Source organism: Escherichia sp. MOD1-EC6300 (assembly GCF_002965045.1).
GTDB lineage: Bacteria > Pseudomonadota > Gammaproteobacteria > Enterobacterales > Enterobacteriaceae > Escherichia > Escherichia coli_F.
The window spans coordinates 211057-230007 of sequence record NZ_PTRH01000007.1 but is presented as its reverse complement, the minus strand read 5'-3'; the positions used below and the strand labels follow the sequence as shown (position 1 = coordinate 230007).

General features: G+C 51.5%; 19 protein-coding genes and 1 other annotated feature. Of the genes, 14 read left to right on the top strand and 5 right to left on the bottom strand.

Features of this window, described 5'->3' with window-relative positions:
• Positions 1–66 precede the first annotated feature (66 nt).
• Entirely contained in the window at positions 67–2004 is a 1938-nt protein-coding gene (sltY, locus tag BGE37_RS13370; RefSeq protein WP_046082000.1) for a murein transglycosylase, read from the top strand.
• A gap of 89 nt (positions 2005–2093) precedes the next feature.
• Positions 2094–2420, top strand: a complete 327-nt coding sequence (gene trpR / locus BGE37_RS13365) for a trp operon repressor (protein WP_000068678.1) — start codon at positions 2094–2096, stop codon at positions 2418–2420.
• On the opposite strand, the gene yjjX is transcribed toward trpR, so the two are convergent.
• Positions 2414–2929: an inosine/xanthosine triphosphatase gene (gene yjjX / locus BGE37_RS13360; RefSeq protein ID WP_032183253.1), complete on the bottom strand. Its 516-nt coding sequence runs from the start codon at positions 2927–2929 to the stop codon at positions 2414–2416. The two genes, trpR and yjjX, sit on opposite strands and share 7 nt — an antisense overlap.
• A 51-nt stretch (positions 2930–2980) precedes the next feature.
• On the opposite strand from yjjX, the gene gpmB reads away from it, so the two are divergent.
• Positions 2981–3628: a 2,3-diphosphoglycerate-dependent phosphoglycerate mutase GpmB gene (gpmB, locus tag BGE37_RS13355; protein ID WP_000942351.1), complete on the top strand. Its 648-nt coding sequence runs from the start codon at positions 2981–2983 to the stop codon at positions 3626–3628.
• Here gpmB and robA read toward each other — a convergent pair.
• Entirely contained in the window at positions 3625–4494 is an 870-nt protein-coding gene (gene robA / locus BGE37_RS13350; RefSeq protein WP_105288089.1) for an MDR efflux pump AcrAB transcriptional activator RobA, read from the bottom strand. The two genes, gpmB and robA, sit on opposite strands and share 4 nt — an antisense overlap.
• Positions 4495–4704: 210 nt before the next feature.
• Between robA and creA the strand changes: the two genes are divergently transcribed.
• Genes creA through creD form a run of 4 tightly spaced genes read left to right on the top strand, consistent with a single transcriptional unit; the run spans position 4705 to position 8714 of the window.
• Entirely contained in the window at positions 4705–5178 is a 474-nt protein-coding gene (creA, locus tag BGE37_RS13345; protein ID WP_000875487.1) for a protein CreA, read from the top strand.
• 12 nt (positions 5179–5190) lie between these two features.
• Positions 5191–5880 carry a two-component system response regulator CreB gene (creB, locus tag BGE37_RS13340; RefSeq protein ID WP_105288088.1) on the top strand — a complete coding sequence of 230 codons (690 nt, stop codon included), beginning with the start codon at positions 5191–5193 and terminating at the stop codon, positions 5878–5880.
• Positions 5880–7304, top strand: coding sequence for a two-component system sensor histidine kinase CreC (gene creC, locus BGE37_RS13335; RefSeq protein ID WP_105288087.1), 1425 nt, complete (start codon positions 5880–5882; stop codon positions 7302–7304). Before creB ends, creC begins: the two co-directional genes overlap by 1 nt.
• Before the next feature lie 57 nt (positions 7305–7361).
• Positions 7362–8714, top strand: a complete 1353-nt coding sequence (gene creD, locus BGE37_RS13330; RefSeq protein WP_105288086.1) for a cell envelope integrity protein CreD — start codon at positions 7362–7364, stop codon at positions 8712–8714.
• Positions 8715–8773: 59 nt separating this feature from the next.
• Here creD and arcA read toward each other — a convergent pair whose 3' ends face one another.
• Complete coding sequence (arcA, locus tag BGE37_RS13325) at positions 8774–9490, bottom strand: two-component system response regulator ArcA (RefSeq protein ID WP_001194358.1); 717 nt, start codon at positions 9488–9490, stop codon at positions 8774–8776.
• 95 nt (positions 9491–9585) lie between these two features.
• Here arcA and yjjY point away from each other — a divergent pair, with 95 nt between their 5' ends.
• The 7 genes from yjjY (at position 9586) to BGE37_RS13290 (ending at position 16365) form a co-directional block, all read left to right on the top strand.
• Positions 9586–9726: a YjjY family protein gene (yjjY, locus tag BGE37_RS13320; RefSeq protein WP_001303782.1), complete on the top strand. Its 141-nt coding sequence runs from the start codon at positions 9586–9588 to the stop codon at positions 9724–9726.
• A gap of 399 nt (positions 9727–10125) precedes the next feature.
• On the top strand, positions 10126–10812 hold the full coding sequence (locus BGE37_RS13315; protein ID WP_001223153.1) for a tRNA/rRNA methyltransferase: 687 nt from the start codon (positions 10126–10128) through the stop codon (positions 10810–10812).
• A gap of 213 nt (positions 10813–11025) precedes the next feature.
• The gene (gene thrL, locus BGE37_RS13310; protein ID WP_001386572.1) at positions 11026–11091 is read left to right on the top strand and encodes a thr operon leader peptide; all 66 of its coding nucleotides are present in this window, start codon (positions 11026–11028) and stop codon (positions 11089–11091) included.
• Positions 11027–11146 (top strand) — a sequence feature (Thr leader region). It overlaps the preceding gene by 65 nt.
• Positions 11147–11171: 25 nt before the next feature.
• Entirely contained in the window at positions 11172–13634 is a 2463-nt protein-coding gene (gene thrA, locus BGE37_RS13305) for a bifunctional aspartate kinase/homoserine dehydrogenase I (protein ID WP_001264706.1), read from the top strand.
• Position 13635: 1 nt separating this feature from the next.
• A complete protein-coding gene (gene thrB, locus BGE37_RS13300) occupies positions 13636–14568 on the top strand; it encodes a homoserine kinase (protein WP_000241660.1) in 933 nt (310 codons plus the stop codon).
• A complete protein-coding gene (thrC, locus tag BGE37_RS13295; protein ID WP_000781057.1) occupies positions 14569–15855 on the top strand; it encodes a threonine synthase in 1287 nt (428 codons plus the stop codon).
• Positions 15856–16068: 213 nt separating this feature from the next.
• Positions 16069–16365: a DUF2502 domain-containing protein gene (locus tag BGE37_RS13290; RefSeq protein ID WP_000738723.1), complete on the top strand. Its 297-nt coding sequence runs from the start codon at positions 16069–16071 to the stop codon at positions 16363–16365.
• A gap of 152 nt (positions 16366–16517) precedes the next feature.
• Here the strand turns inward: BGE37_RS13290 and yaaA are convergent, their stop codons facing one another.
• Positions 16518–17294, bottom strand: a complete 777-nt coding sequence (yaaA, locus tag BGE37_RS13285) for a peroxide stress protein YaaA (protein ID WP_039020375.1) — start codon at positions 17292–17294, stop codon at positions 16518–16520.
• Between the two features lie 69 nt (positions 17295–17363).
• Complete coding sequence (locus BGE37_RS13280; protein ID WP_105288085.1) at positions 17364–18794, bottom strand: alanine/glycine:cation symporter family protein; 1431 nt, start codon at positions 18792–18794, stop codon at positions 17364–17366.
• Positions 18795–18951: the final 157 nt, after the last annotated feature.

Sequence of the window (18951 nt, the reverse complement as noted above, 5' to 3'; positions counted from 1 at the left end):
GGTTAGCATAAATCTATTACGCGGCATGACGCTGCATTGATGTATTGACACTTAGAGGATGCGCTTGTGGAAAAAGCCAAACACGTTACCTGGCGGCTGTTGGCTGTCGGTGTCTGTCTGCTGACGGTCAGCAGCGTGGCGCGAGCCGACTCACTGGATGAGCAGCGTAGCCGTTACGCGCAAATTAAGCAGGCCTGGGATAATCGACAAATGGATGTGGTCGAACAAATGATGCCTGGACTGAAAGATTATCCGCTTTATCCCTACCTGGAATACCGTCAGATCACCGATGACCTGATGAATCAACCGGCGGTGACGGTCACTAACTTTGTTCGCGCTAACCCCACGCTTCCTCCCGCTCGCACGCTGCAATCTCGTTTCGTCAATGAACTGGCGCGGCGTGAAGACTGGCGTGGCTTGTTAGCCTTTAGCCCGGAAAAGCCCGGAACTACCGAAGCGCAATGTAATTACTACTATGCGAAATGGAACACCGGGCAGAGTGAAGAAGCCTGGCAAGGGGCGAAAGAGTTGTGGCTAACCGGCAAGAGCCAGCCTAACGCTTGTGACAAGTTATTTAGTGTCTGGCGTGCGTCAGGCAAACAAGATCCGCTGGCGTATTTAGAGCGTATCCGTCTGGCGATGAAAGCGGGTAACACGGGTCTGGTGACAGTGCTGGCAGGTCAGATGCCTGCTGATTACCAGACTATCGCCTCGGCGATTATTTCTCTGGCGAACAACCCTAATACGGTACTGACCTTCGCGCGTACAACCGGTGCGACCGATTTTACCCGTCAAATGGCGGCGGTGGCGTTTGCCAGCGTGGCACGGCAGGATGCTGAAAATGCACGGCTGATGATTCCATCGCTTGCTCAGGCACAGCAGCTTAATGAAGATCAGATTCAGGAACTGCGCGATATCGTCGCCTGGCGTTTGATGGGCAACGATGTCACCGACGAGCAGGCGAAATGGCGCGATGACGCCATTATGCGCTCGCAATCCACCTCGTTGATTGAACGCCGAGTGCGGATGGCGCTTGGTACTGGCGATCGGCGTGGCCTGAATACCTGGCTGGCGCGTTTGCCGATGGAAGCGAAAGAGAAAGATGAATGGCGTTACTGGCAGGCCGATTTATTGCTGGAACGCGGACGTGAAGCTGAAGCGAAAGAGATTCTGCATCAACTCATGCAACAGCGTGGTTTCTACCCGATGGTTGCTGCACAGCGCATCGGCGAAGAGTATGAGCTGAAGATTGATAAAGCGCCGCAGAATGTTGACAGCACCCTGACTCAGGGGCCGGAGATGGCGCGCGTGCGCGAGTTGATGTACTGGAATCTCGATAACACCGCGCGTAGCGAGTGGGCCAATCTGGTGAAGAGCAAGTCAAAAACAGAGCAGGCACAGCTGGCACGGTATGCTTTCAACAACCAATGGTGGGATCTCAGCGTTCAGGCGACGATCGCCGGGAAGTTGTGGGATCATCTGGAAGAACGATTCCCGCTGGCCTACAACGATTTTTTCAAACGTTACACCAGCGGTAAGGAGATCCCGCAAAGCTATGCGATGGCGATTGCCCGTCAGGAGAGCGCCTGGAATCCGAAAGTGAAGTCACCGGTAGGGGCCAGCGGGCTGATGCAGATTATGCCTGGTACGGCGACCCATACGGTGAAGATGTTCTCTATTCCTGGCTACAGCAGCCCTGGGCAATTGCTGGATCCGGAAACGAACATCAACATCGGCACCAGTTACCTGCAATATGTTTATCAGCAGTTTGGCAATAACCGTATTTTCGCCTCAGCAGCTTATAACGCCGGACCTGGACGAGTGCGCACCTGGCTTGGCAACAGCGCTGGTCGTATCGACGCAGTGGCATTTGTCGAGAGTATTCCGTTCTCTGAGACGCGCGGTTATGTGAAGAACGTGCTGGCTTATGACGCTTACTACCGCTATTTCATGGGGGATAAACCAACGTTGATGAGCGCCACGGAATGGGGACGTCGTTACTGATCCGCACGTTTATGATATGCTATCGTACTCTTTAGCGAGTACAACCGGGGGAGGCATTTTGCTTCCCCCGCTAACAATGGCGACATATTATGGCCCAACAATCACCCTATTCAGCAGCGATGGCAGAACAGCGTCACCAGGAGTGGTTACGTTTTGTCGACCTGCTTAAGAATGCCTACCAAAACGATCTCCATTTACCGTTGTTAAACCTGATGCTGACGCCAGATGAGCGCGAAGCGTTGGGGACTCGCGTGCGTATTGTCGAAGAGCTGTTGCGCGGCGAAATGAGCCAGCGTGAGTTGAAAAATGAACTCGGCGCGGGCATCGCGACGATTACGCGTGGATCTAACAGCCTGAAAGCCGCGCCTGTCGAGCTGCGCCAGTGGCTGGAAGAGGTGTTGCTGAAAGATCACTGATACACGGCATTATGAAACGGACTCAGCGCCAGGATCACCGCCTGGTGATAGACGCTGGCGCGAGTGAGCTTCCCGGCGGTAAATACGCCGATTGCACCTTCTTTACGGCCAATTTCATCAATGCCGGTATAATGCGACATCACAGGGCCGAGCGCCTCGCCTTCACGCACTTTCTCCAGAATCACCTCAGGCAACGGCAAAGTTGCCGAACGCGCTTCGCCACGCTGGCTGGCGTTTTCAATCACCACCCAACTGAAGGTGCTGTCACCATCAATCCCTGCTTCAATCGCCACCCAAAAATCAGCCTCTGGATGTAAACAGCGAGCATTTGCCACCCGATTTCGTGCGCCAGCGCGCGTTTCCTCACTACCAAAGGGCTGTTCCGGTACACCGCTCTCGACGGCAACGGATGCAATATGGCAGGATCCTTCGCCGAAGATCTCGTGAAATGCCTGCAGAATGGCCTGAATTTTAGCGGGATTGGTGGTCGCACAGACAACTTGGTGCATAATCAGCATTACTCAGAAAATTAACGTTACAGCAGTATACGGAAAAAAAGCATGTTACAGGTATACCTAGTCCGCCACGGTGAAACGCAGTGGAACGCCGAGCGACGTATTCAGGGCCAGTCTGACAGCCCGCTGACTGCCAAAGGTGAGCAACAGGCGATGCAGGTGGCGACCCGTGCCAAAGAGCTTGGCATTACGCATATCATCAGTAGCGATTTAGGGCGCACCCGCCGCACGGCGGAAATCATCGCCCAGGCCTGCGGCTGTGACATCATCTTTGATTCTCGCCTGCGTGAATTAAATATGGGTGTACTGGAAACAAGAAATATCGATTCACTCACCGAAGAAGAAGAAAACTGGCGTCGCCAACTGGTCAATGGCACTGTCGACGGACGTATTCCTGAAGGCGAGTCTATGCAGGAGCTCAGCGATCGTGTCAATGCGGCACTGGAATCTTGTCGGGAATTACCGCAGGGAAGCCGACCGCTGCTGGTGAGCCACGGTATTGCACTGGGATGCCTGGTGAGTACGATTCTCGGATTACCAGCATGGGCAGAGCGTCGCTTACGTCTGCGTAACTGTTCTATTTCGCGCGTGGATTATCAGGAAAGCTTGTGGCTGGCGTCTGGCTGGGTGGTTGAAACCGCAGGGGACATCTCGCATCTGGACGCCCCTGCATTAGATGAGCTGCAGCGTTAACGACGGATCGGAATCAGCAGTTCACAGCGCAGATTAATTGGGCGATCTCCCGCTTTGGCATCTTCTGCCGGGTAGTATCGCTCAATATCCTGACCTTTACGGCGCGTCAGGTTAAGCATTGGCATGCACGTTCCGTATACCGTCAGGATAAACTCCTGCACGCCTGTTCCCAGACCTTCATAGGTAAACATCACATATTCACCGCCTTGCAGCATCACAGGATGCCCGGTCAATACATAGCCATCTGCCTGATCCTGGGCTAATGCGGTGGTATAGAACACCTCTTGCTCGTCGTCTTTATCCTGGCTCGGACGCGTTTCATTCAGGCCGTAGAGCACAGGCGGAATGCTCGGCGCGTTGCCAAGAAAATCGTGCCAGAACTGATAACGCATTTCATGGCGGAAATCAGAGATTTGTTCCAGCGAACAGGAGTAACTCTGGGTAACACCAATCAGCGGCGTATCTTCCAGGGTGACAAATTTGTGCTCTGGCATGGTGAATTCACCCAGACGCAGCGGCGGGCGAATACCAAAGGCGCTCCATTCAGGAGAACGGCGGTAAAGAGCAGGAGTTTGGGCAAACTGCTTCTTGAATGCGCGAGTAAATGTCTGTTGAGAGTCGAAGCGGTATTGCAGCGCGATATCCAGAATCGGACGCGCAGTCAGGCGTAGTGCGACCGCCGATTTCGACAAACGACGAGCACGAATATACGCGCCAATAGCATGACCAGTGACATCTTTAAACATTCTCTGTAAGTGCCACTTGGAATAACCTGCTTTCGCCGCTACATTGTCGAGCGACAGGGGCTGATCCAGATGACCTTCCAGCCAGATTAAAAGGTCGCGAATAATGCCGGCCTGATCCATAAAATATCCTCATCCTTTCAACAACGAGCACCTGACATCAGGTAATTGGATAATAGCATTTTTTGCTGTTTTAGCATTCAGTGTTTTTTTCTTAGTCGAGTATGTTTTAGGTCTTGACGGAAATAAAAGTATTGAGATTTTGTTCTTAATCAATATGTTATTTATCGTGGTGAACTAATTGCTCATGTAATAGATAAAAATGGTAACAATATGAAATACAAGCATTTGATTCTGTCTTTAAGCCTGATAATGCTGGGGCCGTTGGCTCATGCAGAAGAGATTGGTTCGGTCGACACTGTATTTAAAATGATCGGCCCTGATCACAAAATTGTTGTGGAAGCCTTTGACGATCCCGATGTGAAAAATGTCACCTGCTATGTGAGTCGGGCGAAAACCGGCGGTATTAAAGGGGGATTGGGCCTGGCGGAAGATACTTCCGATGCGGCTATTTCTTGTCAGCAAGTCGGGCCGATTGAACTGTCAGATCGCATTAAAAACGGCAAAGCTCAGGGCGAGGTAGTATTCAAAAAACGCACGTCGTTGGTCTTTAAGTCGTTACAGGTCGTACGCTTTTATGACGCTAAACGCAACGCGCTCGCTTACCTGGCTTACTCCGACAAAGTTGTAGAAGGTTCGCCGAAAAATGCGATTAGCGCGGTTCCTGTCATGCCGTGGCGGCAATAACAGAGGCGATCTATGCAACGGGAAACGGTCTGGTTAGTAGAAGACGAGCAAGGGATAGCCGACACGCTGGTCTACATGTTGCAGCAGGAAGGTTTTGACGTCGAGCTCTTTGAGCGAGGCTTGCCGGTGCTGGATAAAGCTCGCCAGCAGGTTCCCGATGTCATGATTCTCGATGTTGGTTTGCCTGATATCAGCGGCTTTGAATTGTGCCGCCAGTTACTGGCGCTCCATCCGGCGTTACCTGTACTGTTCCTGACGGCCCGAAGTGAAGAGGTCGATCGCCTGCTTGGGCTGGAAATTGGCGCTGACGACTACGTGGCTAAACCGTTTTCACCTCGCGAAGTGTGCGCCAGAGTGCGCACCTTACTGCGTCGGGTGAGGAAGTTCTCGACGCCGTCTCCCGTTATCCGTATTGGTCATTTTGAATTGAATGAACCTGCGGCGCAGATTAGCTGGTTTGACACGCCATTAACGCTGACGCGGTATGAGTTTTTGCTGCTGAAAACATTACTCAAGTCGCCGGGCCGCGTCTGGTCCCGCCAGCAACTGATGGATAGCGTGTGGGAAGATGCGCAGGACACCTACGATCGCACCGTCGATACCCACATTAAAACGCTGCGTGCCAAGCTGCGCGCCATTAACCCCGATCTTTCCCCGATTAATACTCATCGCGGCATGGGATATAGCCTGAGGGGACTGTGATGCGTATCGGCATGAGGTTGTTGCTGGGCTATTTTTTACTGGTGGCAGTGGCGGCCTGGTTCGTACTGGCAATTTTTGTCAAAGAAGTTAAACCGGGCGTGCGAAGAGCAACGGAGGGAACGTTGATCGACACCGCAACGTTGCTGGCGGAGCTGGCGCGTCCCGATTTGCTCTCTGGGGACCCAACGCATGGGCAACTGGCGCAGGCGTTTAATCAGCTACAACATCGCCCGTTTCGCGCCAATATCGGTGGCATTCACAAAGTGCGCAATGAATATCATGTCTACATGACTGATGCGCAGGGCAAAGTATTGTTCGATTCGGCAAATAAAGCCGTTGGACAGGATTACTCGCGCTGGAATGACGTCTGGCTAACGTTGCGTGGTCAGTATGGTGCGCGCAGCACGTTGCAAAATCCTGACGATCCCGAAAGTTCTGTGATGTATGTTGCCGCGCCAATTATGGACGGCTCGCGGCTTATTGGCGTTTTGAGCGTAGGCAAACCGAACGCGGCGATGGCTCCGGTCATTAAGCGCAGCGAGCGGCGAATTTTATGGGCCAGCGCCATTTTGTTGGGGATTGCACTGGTGATTGGCGCAGGCATGGTTTGGTGGATCAACCGCTCCATTGCCCGGCTCACTCGCTATGCTGATTCTGTCACTGACAATAAGCCCGTTCCTCTCCCCGATCTCGGTAGTAGCGAGCTGCGTAAACTCGCGCAGGCGCTGGAAAGTATGCGCGTGAAGCTGGAAGGGAAAAACTATATTGAGCAGTATGTTTATGCGTTAACTCATGAGCTAAAAAGCCCACTGGCGGCGATTCGTGGTGCGGCGGAAATTTTACGCGAAGGTCCGCCGCCGGAAGTGGTGGCTCGTTTTACTGACAACATTCTGACACAAAATGCGCGAATGCAGGCGCTGGTGGAAACGTTACTACGCCAGGCAAGACTGGAGAATCGTCAGGAAGTCGTTCTGACTGCTGTTGATGTGACGGCATTATTTCGCCGCATCAGCGAAGCGCGCACCGTGCAGTTGGCGGAAAAAAACATCACTCTACATGTTATGCCCACCGAGGTTAACGTTGCTGCTGAATCGGCGTTACTGGAGCAGGCGCTGGGGAATTTACTGGATAACGCCATCGATTTTACCCCCGAGGGCGGTAGCATAACGCTAAGCGCTGAAGTGGATCATGAACACGTTACGCTTAAGGTGCTGGATACCGGTAGTGGTATTCCTGACTACGCCCTGTCGCGTGTTTTTGAGCGCTTTTACTCTTTGCCGCGTGCGAATGGGCAAAAAAGTAGTGGTCTGGGGTTGGCGTTCGTCAGTGAGGTTGCCCGTTTGCTTAATGGCGAAGTCACACTGTGCAACGTGCCACAAGGCGGTGTGCTGGCTTCGCTTCGACTTCACCGTCACTTCACATAGCTTCAAATTCTACCCACATAGCCTTTGTAACCTGCGGTCATTGCAAAGGAGAAGACTATGTTGAAATCCCCCCTGTTCTGGAAAATGACCACCCTGTTTGCTGCAGTATTGCTGTTGTTGATTCCGATAATGCTGATTCGGCAGGTGATTGTCGAACGTGCCGATTACCGTAGCGATGTGGAAGATGCGATTCGCCAAAGTACCAGCGGGCCGCAAAAACTCGTTGGGCCGCTCATCGCTATTCCTGTGACCGAGCTTTATACGGTGCAGGAAGAGGATAAAACCGTGGAGCGGAAACGAAGTTTTATCCATTTTTGGTTACCTGAGTCATTGATGGTTGATGGCAATCAGAACGTGGAAGAACGCAAGATTGGGATTTATACCGGTCAGGTCTGGCACAGTGATTTAACGCTAAAAGCCGATTTTGATGTTTCGCGTCTTAGCGAACTCAATGCGCCAAATATCACCTTAGGCAAGCCATTTATTGTGATTGGCGTCGGGGATGCGCGCGGTATAGGTATGGTGAAAGCACCTGACGTTAACGGAACGGCGCTGACCATTGAACCCGGTACCGGGTTAGATCAAGGCGGGCAGGGCGTGCATATCCCTTTACCCGAAGGGGACTGGCAGAAGCAGAACCTGAAGCTGAATATGGCGCTGAATTTAAGCGGTACCGGCAATCTTTCTGTGGTGCCTGCCGGGCGTAATAGCGAAATGACCTTAACCAGCAACTGGCCGCATCCCAGTTTTTTAGGTGATTTTCTGCCAGCCAAACGGGAAGTCAGCGAGTCTGGTTTTCAGGCGCAATGGCAAAGCAGCTGGTTTGCTAATAATCTCGGTGAGCGTTTTGCTTCAGGTAATGATACCGGCTGGGAAAACTTCCCGGCGTTTAGCGTCGCAGTGACGACGCCAGCCGATCAATACCAATTAACGGACCGTGCGACTAAGTACGCCATTCTGCTGATTGCACTGACTTTTATGGCGTTCTTTGTTTTTGAAACGCTCACCGCGCAACGTTTACACCCAATGCAATATTTGCTGGTGGGGCTTTCATTGGTGATGTTTTATTTGCTCTTGCTGGCGCTTTCTGAACATACCGGTTTTACCGTGGCATGGATAATCGCCAGTCTGATTGGGGCGTTAATGAACGGTATTTATTTGCAGGCGGTATTGAAAGGCTGGCGCAACAGCATGTTGTTTACCCTCGCGCTGTTGTTGCTGGATGGTGTGATGTGGGGACTGCTCAACTCTGCCGATAGCGCGCTGTTGTTGGGAACCAGTGTGCTGGTGGTGGCGCTGGCCGGCATGATGTTTGTGACCCGTAATATCGACTGGTATGCGTTTTCACTGCCGAAAATGAAAGCCAGTAAAGAAGTTACAACGGACGATGAGTTACGTATCTGGAAATAAGGTTGAAAAATAAAAACGGCGCTAAAAAGCGCCGTTTTTTTTGACGGTGGTAAAGCCGATTAATCTTCCAGATCACCGCAGAAGCGATAACCTTCACCGTGAATGGTGGCGATGATTTCCGGCGTATCCGGCGTAGATTCGAAATGTTTACGAATACGGCGGATCGTCACGTCTACAGTACGGTCGTGCGGTTTCAGCTCACGGCCGGTCATTTTCTTCAGCAGTTCAGCACGGGACTGAATTTTGCCTGGGTTTTCACAGAAGTGAAGCATGGCGCGGAACTCGCTGCGCGGCAGCTTGTACTGCTCGCCATCAGGGCCGATCAGCGAACGGCTGTTGATGTCCAGTTCCCAACCATTGAACTTGTAGCTTTCAACGCTACGACGTTCTTCGCTGACAGTACCCAGATTCATGGTACGAGACAGCAGGTTGCGTGCACGAATAGTCAGTTCACGTGGGTTGAACGGTTTGGTGATGTAGTCATCTGCACCGATTTCGAGGCCGAGAATTTTATCGACTTCGTTGTCACGGCCAGTCAGGAACATCAACGCAACATTCGCCTGCTCGCGCAGTTCACGCGCTAACAGAAGACCGTTCTTACCCGGCAGATTGATATCCATGATCACCAGGTTGATGTCATATTCAGAGAGGATCTGATGCATTTCCGCGCCATCTGTCGCTTCGAAAACATCATAGCCTTCCGCTTCGAAAATACTTTTCAACGTGTTGCGTGTTACCAACTCGTCTTCAACGATAAGAATGTGCGGGGTCTGCATGTTTGCTACCTAAATTGCCAACTAAATCGAAACAGGAAGTACAAAAGTCCCTGACCTGCCTGATGCATGCTGCAAATTAACATGATCGGCGTAACATGACTAAAGTACGTAATTGCGTTCTTGATGCACTTTCCATCAACGTCAACAACATCATTAGCTTGGTCGTGGGTACTTTCCCTCAGGACCCGACAGTGTCAAAAACGGCTGTCATCCTAACCATTTTAACAGCAACATAACAGGCTAAGAGGGGCCGGACACCCAATAAAACTACGCTTCGTTGACATATATCAAGTTCAATTGTAGCACGTTAACAGTTTGATGAAATCATCGTATCTAAATGCTAGCTTTCGTCACATTATTTTAATAATCCAACTAGTTGCATCATACAACTAATAAACGTGGTGAATCCAATTGTCGAGATTTATTTTTTATAAAATTATCCTAAGTAAACAGAAGGATATGTAGCATTTTTTAACAATTCAACCATTAGTATAGTCAGGAAATAGTTTAGCCTTTTTTAAGTTAAGTGAAGGGCTTTTTCTGCGACTTACGTTAAGGGTTTGTAAATTCGATCCGCGTAATAAGTTGACAATGATCACCCTGTGCGCGGTTATTAGGTCAAGAAGAGTGACAATATGCGTATAACGATTATTCTGGTCGCACCCGCCAGAGCAGAAAATATTGGGGCAGCGGCGCGGGCAATGAAAACGATGGGGTTTAGCGAGCTGCGAATTGTCGATAGTCAGGCACACCTGGAGCCAGCTACCCGCTGGGTCGCACATGGATCTGGTGATATTATTGATAATATTAAAGTTTTCCCAACTCTGGCTGAATCGTTACACGATGTCGACTTCACTGTCGCCACCACTGCACGCAGTCGGGCGAAATATCATTACTACGCCACGCCGGTGGAACTGGTGCCGCTGTTAGAGGAAAAATCCTCGTGGATGAGCCATGCAGCGCTGGTGTTTGGTCGCGAAGATTCCGGGCTGACTAACGAGGAGTTAGCCTTGGCTGACGTTCTTACTGGTGTCCCGATGGTGGCAGATTATCCTTCGCTGAATCTGGGACAGGCGGTGATGGTTTATTGCTATCAATTAGCAACATTAATACAACAACCGGCCAAAAGTGACACAACGGCAGACCAACATCAACTGCAAGCTTTACGCGAACGAGCCATGTCATTGCTGACGACCCTGGCAGTGGCAGATGACACAAAACTGGTCGACTGGTTACAACAACGGCTGGGGCTTTTAGAGCAACGAGACACGGCAATGTTGCATCGTTTGCTGCATGATATTGAAAAAAATATCACCAAATAAAAAACGCCTTAGTAAGTATTTTTCAGCTTTTCATTCTGACTGCAACGGGCAATATGTCTCTGTGTGGATTAAAAAAAGAGTCTCTGACAGCAGCTTCTGAACTGGTTACCTACCGTGAGTAAATTAAAATTTTATTGACTTAGGTCACTAAATACTTTAACCAATATAGGCATAGCGCACAGACAGATAAAAATTACAGAGTACACAACATCCATGAAACGCATTAGCACCACCATTACCACCACCATCACCATTACCACAGGTAACGGTGCGGGCTGACGCGTACAGGAAACACAGAAAAAAGCCCGCACCTGACAGTGCGGGCTTTTTTTTCGACCAAAGGTAACGAGGTAACAACCATGCGAGTGTTGAAGTTCGGCGGTACATCAGTGGCAAATGCAGAACGTTTTCTGCGGGTTGCCGATATTCTGGAAAGCAATGCCAGGCAGGGGCAGGTGGCTACCGTCCTCTCTGCCCCTGCCAAAATCACCAACCACCTGGTGGCGATGATTGAAAAAACGATTAGCGGCCAGGATGCTTTACCCAATATCAGCGATGCCGAACGTATTTTTGCCGAACTTCTGACGGGACTCGCCGCCGCTCAGCCGGGATTCCCGCTGGCGCAGCTGAAAACTTTCGTCGACCAGGAATTTGCCCAAATTAAACATGTCCTGCATGGTATTAGTTTGTTAGGGCAGTGCCCGGATAGCATCAACGCGGCACTGATTTGCCGTGGCGAGAAAATGTCGATCGCCATTATGGCCGGCGTGTTAGAAGCGCGTGGTCACAACGTTACCGTAATCGATCCGGTCGAAAAACTGCTGGCAGTCGGTCATTACCTCGAATCTACCGTCGATATTGCTGAGTCCACCCGCCGTATTGCGGCAAGCCGCATTCCGGCTGACCACATGGTGCTGATGGCAGGTTTCACCGCCGGTAATGAAAAAGGCGAACTGGTGGTGCTTGGACGTAACGGTTCCGACTACTCCGCCGCGGTACTGGCTGCCTGTTTACGCGCCGATTGTTGCGAGATCTGGACGGACGTTGACGGGGTCTATACCTGCGACCCGCGTCAGGTGCCCGATGCGAGGTTGTTGAAGTCGATGTCCTATCAGGAAGCGATGGAGCTTTCCTACTTCGGCGCTAAAGTTCTTCACCCCCGCACCATTACCCCCATCGCTCAGTTCCAGATCCCTTGCCTGATTAAAAACACCGGAAATCCTCAAGCACCAGGTACGCTCATTGGCGCCAGCCGTGATGAAGACGAATTACCGGTCAAGGGCATTTCCAATCTGAATAATATGGCAATGTTCAGTGTTTCCGGCCCGGGGATGAAAGGAATGGTCGGCATGGCGGCGCGCGTCTTTGCAGCGATGTCACGCGCTCGCATTTCAGTGGTGCTGATTACGCAATCGTCTTCTGAATACAGTATCAGTTTCTGCGTTCCACAAAGCGACTGTGTGCGAGCTGAACGGGCGATGCAGGAAGAGTTCTATCTTGAACTGAAGGAAGGCTTGCTGGAGCCGCTGGCGGTGACGGAACGGCTAGCCATTATCTCGGTGGTAGGTGATGGTATGCGCACCTTGCGTGGGATCTCGGCGAAATTCTTTGCCGCGCTGGCCCGCGCCAATATCAACATTGTCGCCATTGCTCAGGGATCTTCTGAACGCTCAATCTCTGTCGTGGTAAATAACGATGATGCGACCACTGGCGTGCGCGTTACCCACCAGATGCTGTTCAATACCGATCAGGTTATCGAAGTGTTTGTGATTGGCGTCGGTGGTGTTGGCGGTGCGCTGCTGGAGCAACTGAAGCGCCAGCAAAGCTGGCTGAAGAATAAACATATCGACTTACGTGTCTGCGGCGTTGCCAACTCAAAGGCTCTGCTCACCAATGTGCATGGCCTTAATCTGGAGAACTGGCAGGAAGAACTGGCGCAAGCCAAAGAGCCGTTTAACCTCGGGCGCTTAATTCGCCTGGTGAAAGAATATCATTTGCTGAATCCGGTGATTGTCGACTGTACCTCCAGCCAGGCGGTGGCGGATCAGTATGCTGACTTCCTGCGCGAAGGTTTCCACGTGGTTACGCCAAACAAAAAGGCCAACACCTCGTCGATGGATTACTACCATCAGTTGCGTTATGCGGCGGAAAAATCGCGGCGTAAATTCCTCTATGACACTAACGTTGGGGCTGGATTACCGGTTATTGAGAACCTGCAAAATCTGCTCAACGCAGGTGATGAATTAATGAAGTTCTCCGGCATTCTTTCCGGTTCGCTTTCTTATATCTTCGGCAAGTTAGACGAAGGCATGAGTTTCTCCGAGGCGACCACGCTGGCGCGGGAAATGGGTTATACCGAACCGGACCCGCGAGATGATCTTTCTGGTATGGATGTGGCGCGTAAGCTATTGATTCTCGCCCGTGAAACGGGACGTGAACTGGAACTGGCGGATATTGAAATTGAACCTGTGCTGCCCGCAGAGTTTAACGCAGAGGGTGATGTTGCAGCTTTTATGGCGAATCTGTCACAGCTCGACGATCTCTTTGCCGCACGCGTGGCGAAGGCTCGTGATGAGGGCAAAGTTTTGCGCTATGTTGGCAATATTGATGAAGATGGCATCTGCCGCGTGAAGATTGCCGAAGTGGATGGCAATGATCCGCTGTTCAAAGTGAAAAATGGCGAAAACGCCCTGGCCTTCTATAGCCACTATTATCAGCCGCTGCCGTTGGTTCTGCGCGGATATGGCGCGGGCAATGACGTTACAGCTGCTGGTGTCTTTGCCGATCTGCTACGTACCCTCTCATGGAAGTTAGGAGTCTGACATGGTTAAAGTTTATGCCCCGGCTTCCAGTGCCAATATGAGCGTCGGGTTTGATGTGCTCGGGGCGGCGGTGACACCTGTTGATGGTGCATTGCTCGGAGATGTAGTCACGGTTGAGGCGGCAGAGACATTCAGTCTCAACAATCTCGGACGTTTTGCCGATAAGCTGCCGTCAGAACCACGGGAAAATATCGTTTATCAGTGCTGGGAGCGTTTTTGCCAGGAGCTGGGCAAGCAAATTCCAGTGGCAATGACGCTGGAAAAGAATATGCCGATCGGCTCGGGCTTAGGCTCCAGTGCCTGTTCGGTGGTCGCGGCGCTGATGGCGATGAATGAACACTGCGGCAAGCCGCTTAATGACACTCGTTTGCTGGCTTTGATGGGCGAGCTGGAAGGGCGTATCTCCGGCAGCATTCATTACGACAACGTGGCACCGTGTTTTCTTGGTGGTATGCAGTTGATGATCGAAGAAAACGACATCATCAGCCAGCAAGTGCCAGGGTTTGATGAGTGGCTGTGGGTTCTGGCGTATCCGGGGATTAAAGTCTCGACGGCAGAAGCCAGGGCGATTTTACCGGCGCAGTATCGCCGCCAGGATTGCATTGCGCACGGGCGACATCTGGCAGGCTTCATTCACGCCTGCTATTCCCGTCAGCCTGAGCTTGCCGCGAAGCTGATGAAAGATGTTATCGCTGAACCCTACCGTGAACGGTTACTGCCAGGCTTCCGGCAGGCGCGGCAGGCGGTCGCGGAAATCGGCGCGGTAGCGAGCGGTATCTCCGGCTCCGGCCCGACTTTGTTCGCTCTGTGTGACAAGCCGGATACCGCCCAGCGCGTTGCCGACTGGTTGGGTAAGAACTACCTGCAAAATCAGGAAGGTTTTGTTCATATTTGCCGGCTGGATACGGCGGGCGCACGAGTACTGGAAAACTAAATGAAACTCTACAATCTGAAAGATCACAATGAGCAGGTCAGCTTTGCGCAAGCCGTAACCCAGGGGTTGGGCAAAAATCAGGGGCTGTTTTTCCCGCACGACCTGCCGGAATTCAGCCTGACTGAAATTGATGAGATGCTGAAGCTGGATTTTGTCACCCGCAGTGCGAAGATCCTCTCGGCGTTTATTGGTGATGAGATCCCGCAGGAAATACTGGAAGAGCGCGTGCGCGCGGCGTTTGCCTTCCCGGCTCCGGTCGCCAATGTTGAAAGCGATGTCGGTTGTCTGGAATTGTTTCATGGGCCAACACTGGCATTTAAAGATTTCGGCGGTCGCTTTATGGCACAAATGCTGACCCATATTGCGGGCGATAAGCCAGTGACCATTCTGACCGCGACCTCCGGTGATACTGGAGCGGCAGTGGCTCATGCTTTCTACGGTTTACCGAATGTGAAAGTGGTTATCCTCTATCCAAGAGGCAAAATCAGTCCACTGCAAGAAAAACTGTTCTGTACATTGGGCGGCAATATTGAAACTGTTGCCATCGACGGCGATTTCGATGCCTGTCAGGCGCTGGTGAAGCAGGCGTTTGATGATGAAGAACTGAAAGTGGCGCTGGGGCTAAACTCTGCTAACTCCATTAACATCAGCCGTTTGCTGGCGCAGATTTGCTACTACTTTGAAGCTGTTGCGCAGCTGCCGCAGGAAGCGCGCAACCAGCTGGTTGTCTCGGTGCCGAGCGGTAACTTCGGCGATTTGACTGCGGGCCTGCTGGCGAAATCTCTTGGCCTGCCGGTGAAGCGTTTTATCGCTGCCACTAACGTGAACGATACAGTGCCGCGTTTCCTGCACGACGGGCAGTGGTCCCCTAAAGCGACTCAGGCGACGTTATCCAACGCGATGGACGTGAGTCAACCGAACAACTGGCCGCGTGTGGAAGAGTTGTTCCGCCGCAAAATCTGGCAACTGAAAGAGCTGGGTTATGCAGCCGTAGATGATGAAACCACGCAACAGACAATGCGTGAGTTAAAAGCGCTGGGCTATACCTCGGAGCCGCACGCTGCCGTAGCTTATCGTGCGCTGCGTGACCAGTTGCATCCAGGCGAATATGGCTTGTTCCTCGGCACCGCGCATCCGGCGAAATTTAAAGAGAGCGTGGAAGCGATTCTCGGTGAAACATTGGATCTGCCAAAAGAGCTGGCAGAACGTGCTGATTTACCCTTGCTTTCGCATAATCTGCCCGCCGATTTTGCTGCGTTGCGTAAATTGATGATGAATCATCAGTAACATCTATTCATTATCTCAATCAGGCCGGGTTTGCTTTTATACAGCCCGGCTTTTTTATGAAGAAAATATGGAGAAAAACGACAGGAAAAAAGGAGAAATTCTCAATAAATGCGGTAACTTAGAGATTAGGATTGCGGAGAATAACAACCGCCGTTCTCATCGCGTAATCTCCGGATATCGACCCATAACGGGCAATGATAAAAGGAGTAACCTGTGAAAAAGATGCAATCTATCGTACTCGCACTTTCCCTGGTTCTGGTCGCTCCCATGGCAGCACAGGCTGCGGAAATTACGTTAGTCCCGTCAGTAAAATTACAGATAGGCGATCGTGATAATCGTGGCTATTACTGGGATGGCGGTCACTGGCGCGACCACGGCTGGTGGAAACAACATTATGAATGGCGAGGCAATCGCTGGCACCCACACGGACCGCCGCCACCGCCGCGCCACCATAAGAAAGCTCCTCATGATCATCACGGCGGTCATGGTCCAGGCAAACATCACCGCTAAATGACAAATGCCGGGTAACAATCCGGCATTCAGCGCCTGATGCGACGCTGGCGCGTCTTATCAGGCCTACGTTAATTCTGCAATATATTGAATCTGCATGCTTTTGTAGGCCGGATAAGGCGTTCACGCCGCATCCGGCATTTACTGCAAACTTAACGCTGCTCGTAGCGTTTAAACACCAGTTCCCCATCACTGGAGGAAGCTTCATCAAAGAAGTAACCTTCGCTATTAAAGCCAGTTAGTTGCTCTGGTTTGGTCAGCCGATTTTCAATAATGAAACGACTCATCAGACCGCGTGCTTTCTTAGCGTAGAAGCTGATTATCTTAAATTTGCCGTTCTTCTCATCGAGGAACACTGGCTTGATAATCTCGGCATTCAATTTCTTCGGCTTCACCGATTTAAAATACTCATCTGACGCCAGATTAATCACCACATTATCGCCTTGTGCTGCGAGCGCCTCGTTCAGCTTGTTGGTGATGATATCTCCCCAGAATTGATACAGATCTTTCCCTCGGGCATTCTCAAGACGGATCCCCATTTCCAGACGATAAGGCTGCATTAAATCGAGCGGGCGCAGTACGCCATACAAGCCGGAAAGCATTCGCAAATGTTGTTGGGCAAAATCGAAATCGTCTTCGCTGAAGGTTTCGGCCTGCAAGCCAGTATAGACATCACCTTTAAATGCCAGAATCGCTTGTCGGGCATTCTCTGGCGTGAAATCTGGCTGCCAGTCATGAAAGCGAGCGGCGTTGATACCCGCCAGTTTGTCGCTGATGCGCATCAGCGTGCTAATCTGCGGAGGCGTCAGTTTCCGCGCTTCATGGATCAACTGCTGGGAATTGTCTAACAGCTCCGGCAGCGTATAGCGCGTGGTGGGCAACGGGCTTTGGTAATCGAGCGTTTTCGCAGGTGAAATAAGAATCAGCATATCCAGTCCTTGCAGGAAATTTATGCCGACTTTAGCAAAAAAAGAGAATGAGTTGATCGATAGTTGTGATTACTCCTGCGAAACATCATCCCACGCGTCCGGAGAAAGCTGGCGACCAATATCCGGATAACGCAACGGATCAAACACCGGGCGCACGCCGAGTTTACGCTGGCGTAGATAATCACTGGCAATGGTATGAACCACAGGCGAGAGCAGTAATATGGCGGTCAAATTGGTAATAGCCATGCAGGCCATTATGATATCTGCCAGTTGCCACATCAGCGGAAGACTTAGCAAGGTGCCGCCGATGACCGTTGCGAAGGTGCAGATTCGCAGACACCAGATCGCTTTAGGGTTGTTCAGGCGTAAGAAGAAGAGATTGTTTTCGGCATAAATGTAGTTGGCAACGATGGAGCTGAAGGCAAACAGAATAACCACGAGGGTAACAAACTCCGCACCCCAGGAGCCCATTAGCACCCGCATCGCCTTCTGGATAAGCTGAATACCTTCCAGCGGCATGTAGGTTGTGCCGTTACCCGCCAGTAATATCAGCATGGCGCTTGCCGTACAGATGACCAGGGTGTCGATAAAAATGCCAATCATCTGGACAATCCCTTGCGCTGCGGGATGCGGAGGCCAGGACGCAGCTGCCGCTGCCGCGTTTGGCGTCGACCCCATTCCCGCCTCATTGGAAAACATACTGCGCTGAAAACCGTTAGTAATCGCCTGGCTTAAGGTATATCCCGCCGCGCCGCCTGCCGCTTCCTGCCAGCCAAAAGCACTCTCAAAAATAGACCAAATGACGTGGGGAAGTTGCCCGATATTCATTACGCAAATCACCAGACTGGTCAGTACCCAGATTAACGCCATCAACGGGACAAACCACTGCATGAGCTGGGCGACGCCATGAAGACCGCGAGTAATCGCCAGCAGAGCAAAGACAGCGAGAATAATACCTGTCACCAGCGGAGGGAAATCGAAAGAAAAACTCAGAGCGCGGGCAACGGCGTTCGCCTGAACTCCGCTGAAAATTATGCCGTAGGCGATGAGTAAAAAGAGGGCGAACAGAACGCCCATCCAGCGCATCCCCAGTCCTCGCGCCATATACCATGCTGGCCCGCCGCGAAACTGCCCACTGACGTCACGTTCTTTATAAAGTTGTGCGAGGGAGCATTCAGCAAAAGAAGTCGCCATGCCAATAAACGCGGCAACCCACATCCAGAAGACGGCTCCAGGTCCACCGGCGGTAATTGCCAGTGCAACGCCGGCCAGGTTGCCACTCCCCACGCGCGCCGCAAGACTGGTACACAATGACTGAAATGAGGTTAAACCGCCTGGCTGTGGATGAATGCTATTTTTAAGACTTTTGCCAAACTGGCGGATGTAGCGAAACTGCACAAATCCGGTGCGAAAAGTGAACCAACAACCTGCGCCGAAGAGCAGGTAAATCATTACCGATCCCCAAAGGACGCTGTTAATAAAGGAGAAAAAATCTGGCATGCATATCCCTCTTATTGCCGGTCGCGATGACTTTCCTGTGTAAACGTTACCAATTGTTTAAGAAGTATATACGCTACGAGGTACTTGATAACTTCTGCGTAGCATACATGAGGTTTTGTATAAAAATGGCGGGCGATATCAACGCAGTGTCAGAAAT

Bases quoted from the DNA above. Each gene is read 5' to 3' on its own strand.
- trpR (WP_000068678.1), top strand. From the start codon at position 2,094: ATGGCCCAACAATCACCCTATTCAGCAGCGATGGCAGAACAGCGTCAC.
- yjjX (WP_032183253.1), bottom strand. From the start codon at position 2,929: ATGCACCAAGTTGTCTGTGCGACCACCAATCCCGCTAAAATTCAGGCC.
- gpmB (WP_000942351.1), top strand. From the start codon at position 2,981: ATGTTACAGGTATACCTAGTCCGCCACGGTGAAACGCAGTGGAACGCC.
- robA (WP_105288089.1), bottom strand. From the start codon at position 4,494: ATGGATCAGGCCGGCATTATTCGCGACCTTTTAATCTGGCTGGAAGGT.
- creA (WP_000875487.1), top strand. From the start codon at position 4,705: ATGAAATACAAGCATTTGATTCTGTCTTTAAGCCTGATAATGCTGGGG.
- creB (WP_105288088.1), top strand. From the start codon at position 5,191: ATGCAACGGGAAACGGTCTGGTTAGTAGAAGACGAGCAAGGGATAGCC.
- creC (WP_105288087.1), top strand. From the start codon at position 5,880: ATGCGTATCGGCATGAGGTTGTTGCTGGGCTATTTTTTACTGGTGGCA.
- creD (WP_105288086.1), top strand. From the start codon at position 7,362: ATGTTGAAATCCCCCCTGTTCTGGAAAATGACCACCCTGTTTGCTGCA.
- arcA (WP_001194358.1), bottom strand. From the start codon at position 9,490: ATGCAGACCCCGCACATTCTTATCGTTGAAGACGAGTTGGTAACACGC.
- yjjY (WP_001303782.1), top strand. From the start codon at position 9,586: ATGACTAAAGTACGTAATTGCGTTCTTGATGCACTTTCCATCAACGTC.
- BGE37_RS13315 (WP_001223153.1), top strand. From the start codon at position 10,126: ATGCGTATAACGATTATTCTGGTCGCACCCGCCAGAGCAGAAAATATT.
- thrA (WP_001264706.1), top strand. From the start codon at position 11,172: ATGCGAGTGTTGAAGTTCGGCGGTACATCAGTGGCAAATGCAGAACGT.
- thrB (WP_000241660.1), top strand. From the start codon at position 13,636: ATGGTTAAAGTTTATGCCCCGGCTTCCAGTGCCAATATGAGCGTCGGG.
- thrC (WP_000781057.1), top strand. From the start codon at position 14,569: ATGAAACTCTACAATCTGAAAGATCACAATGAGCAGGTCAGCTTTGCG.
- yaaA (WP_039020375.1), bottom strand. From the start codon at position 17,294: ATGCTGATTCTTATTTCACCTGCGAAAACGCTCGATTACCAAAGCCCG.
- BGE37_RS13280 (WP_105288085.1), bottom strand. From the start codon at position 18,794: ATGCCAGATTTTTTCTCCTTTATTAACAGCGTCCTTTGGGGATCGGTA.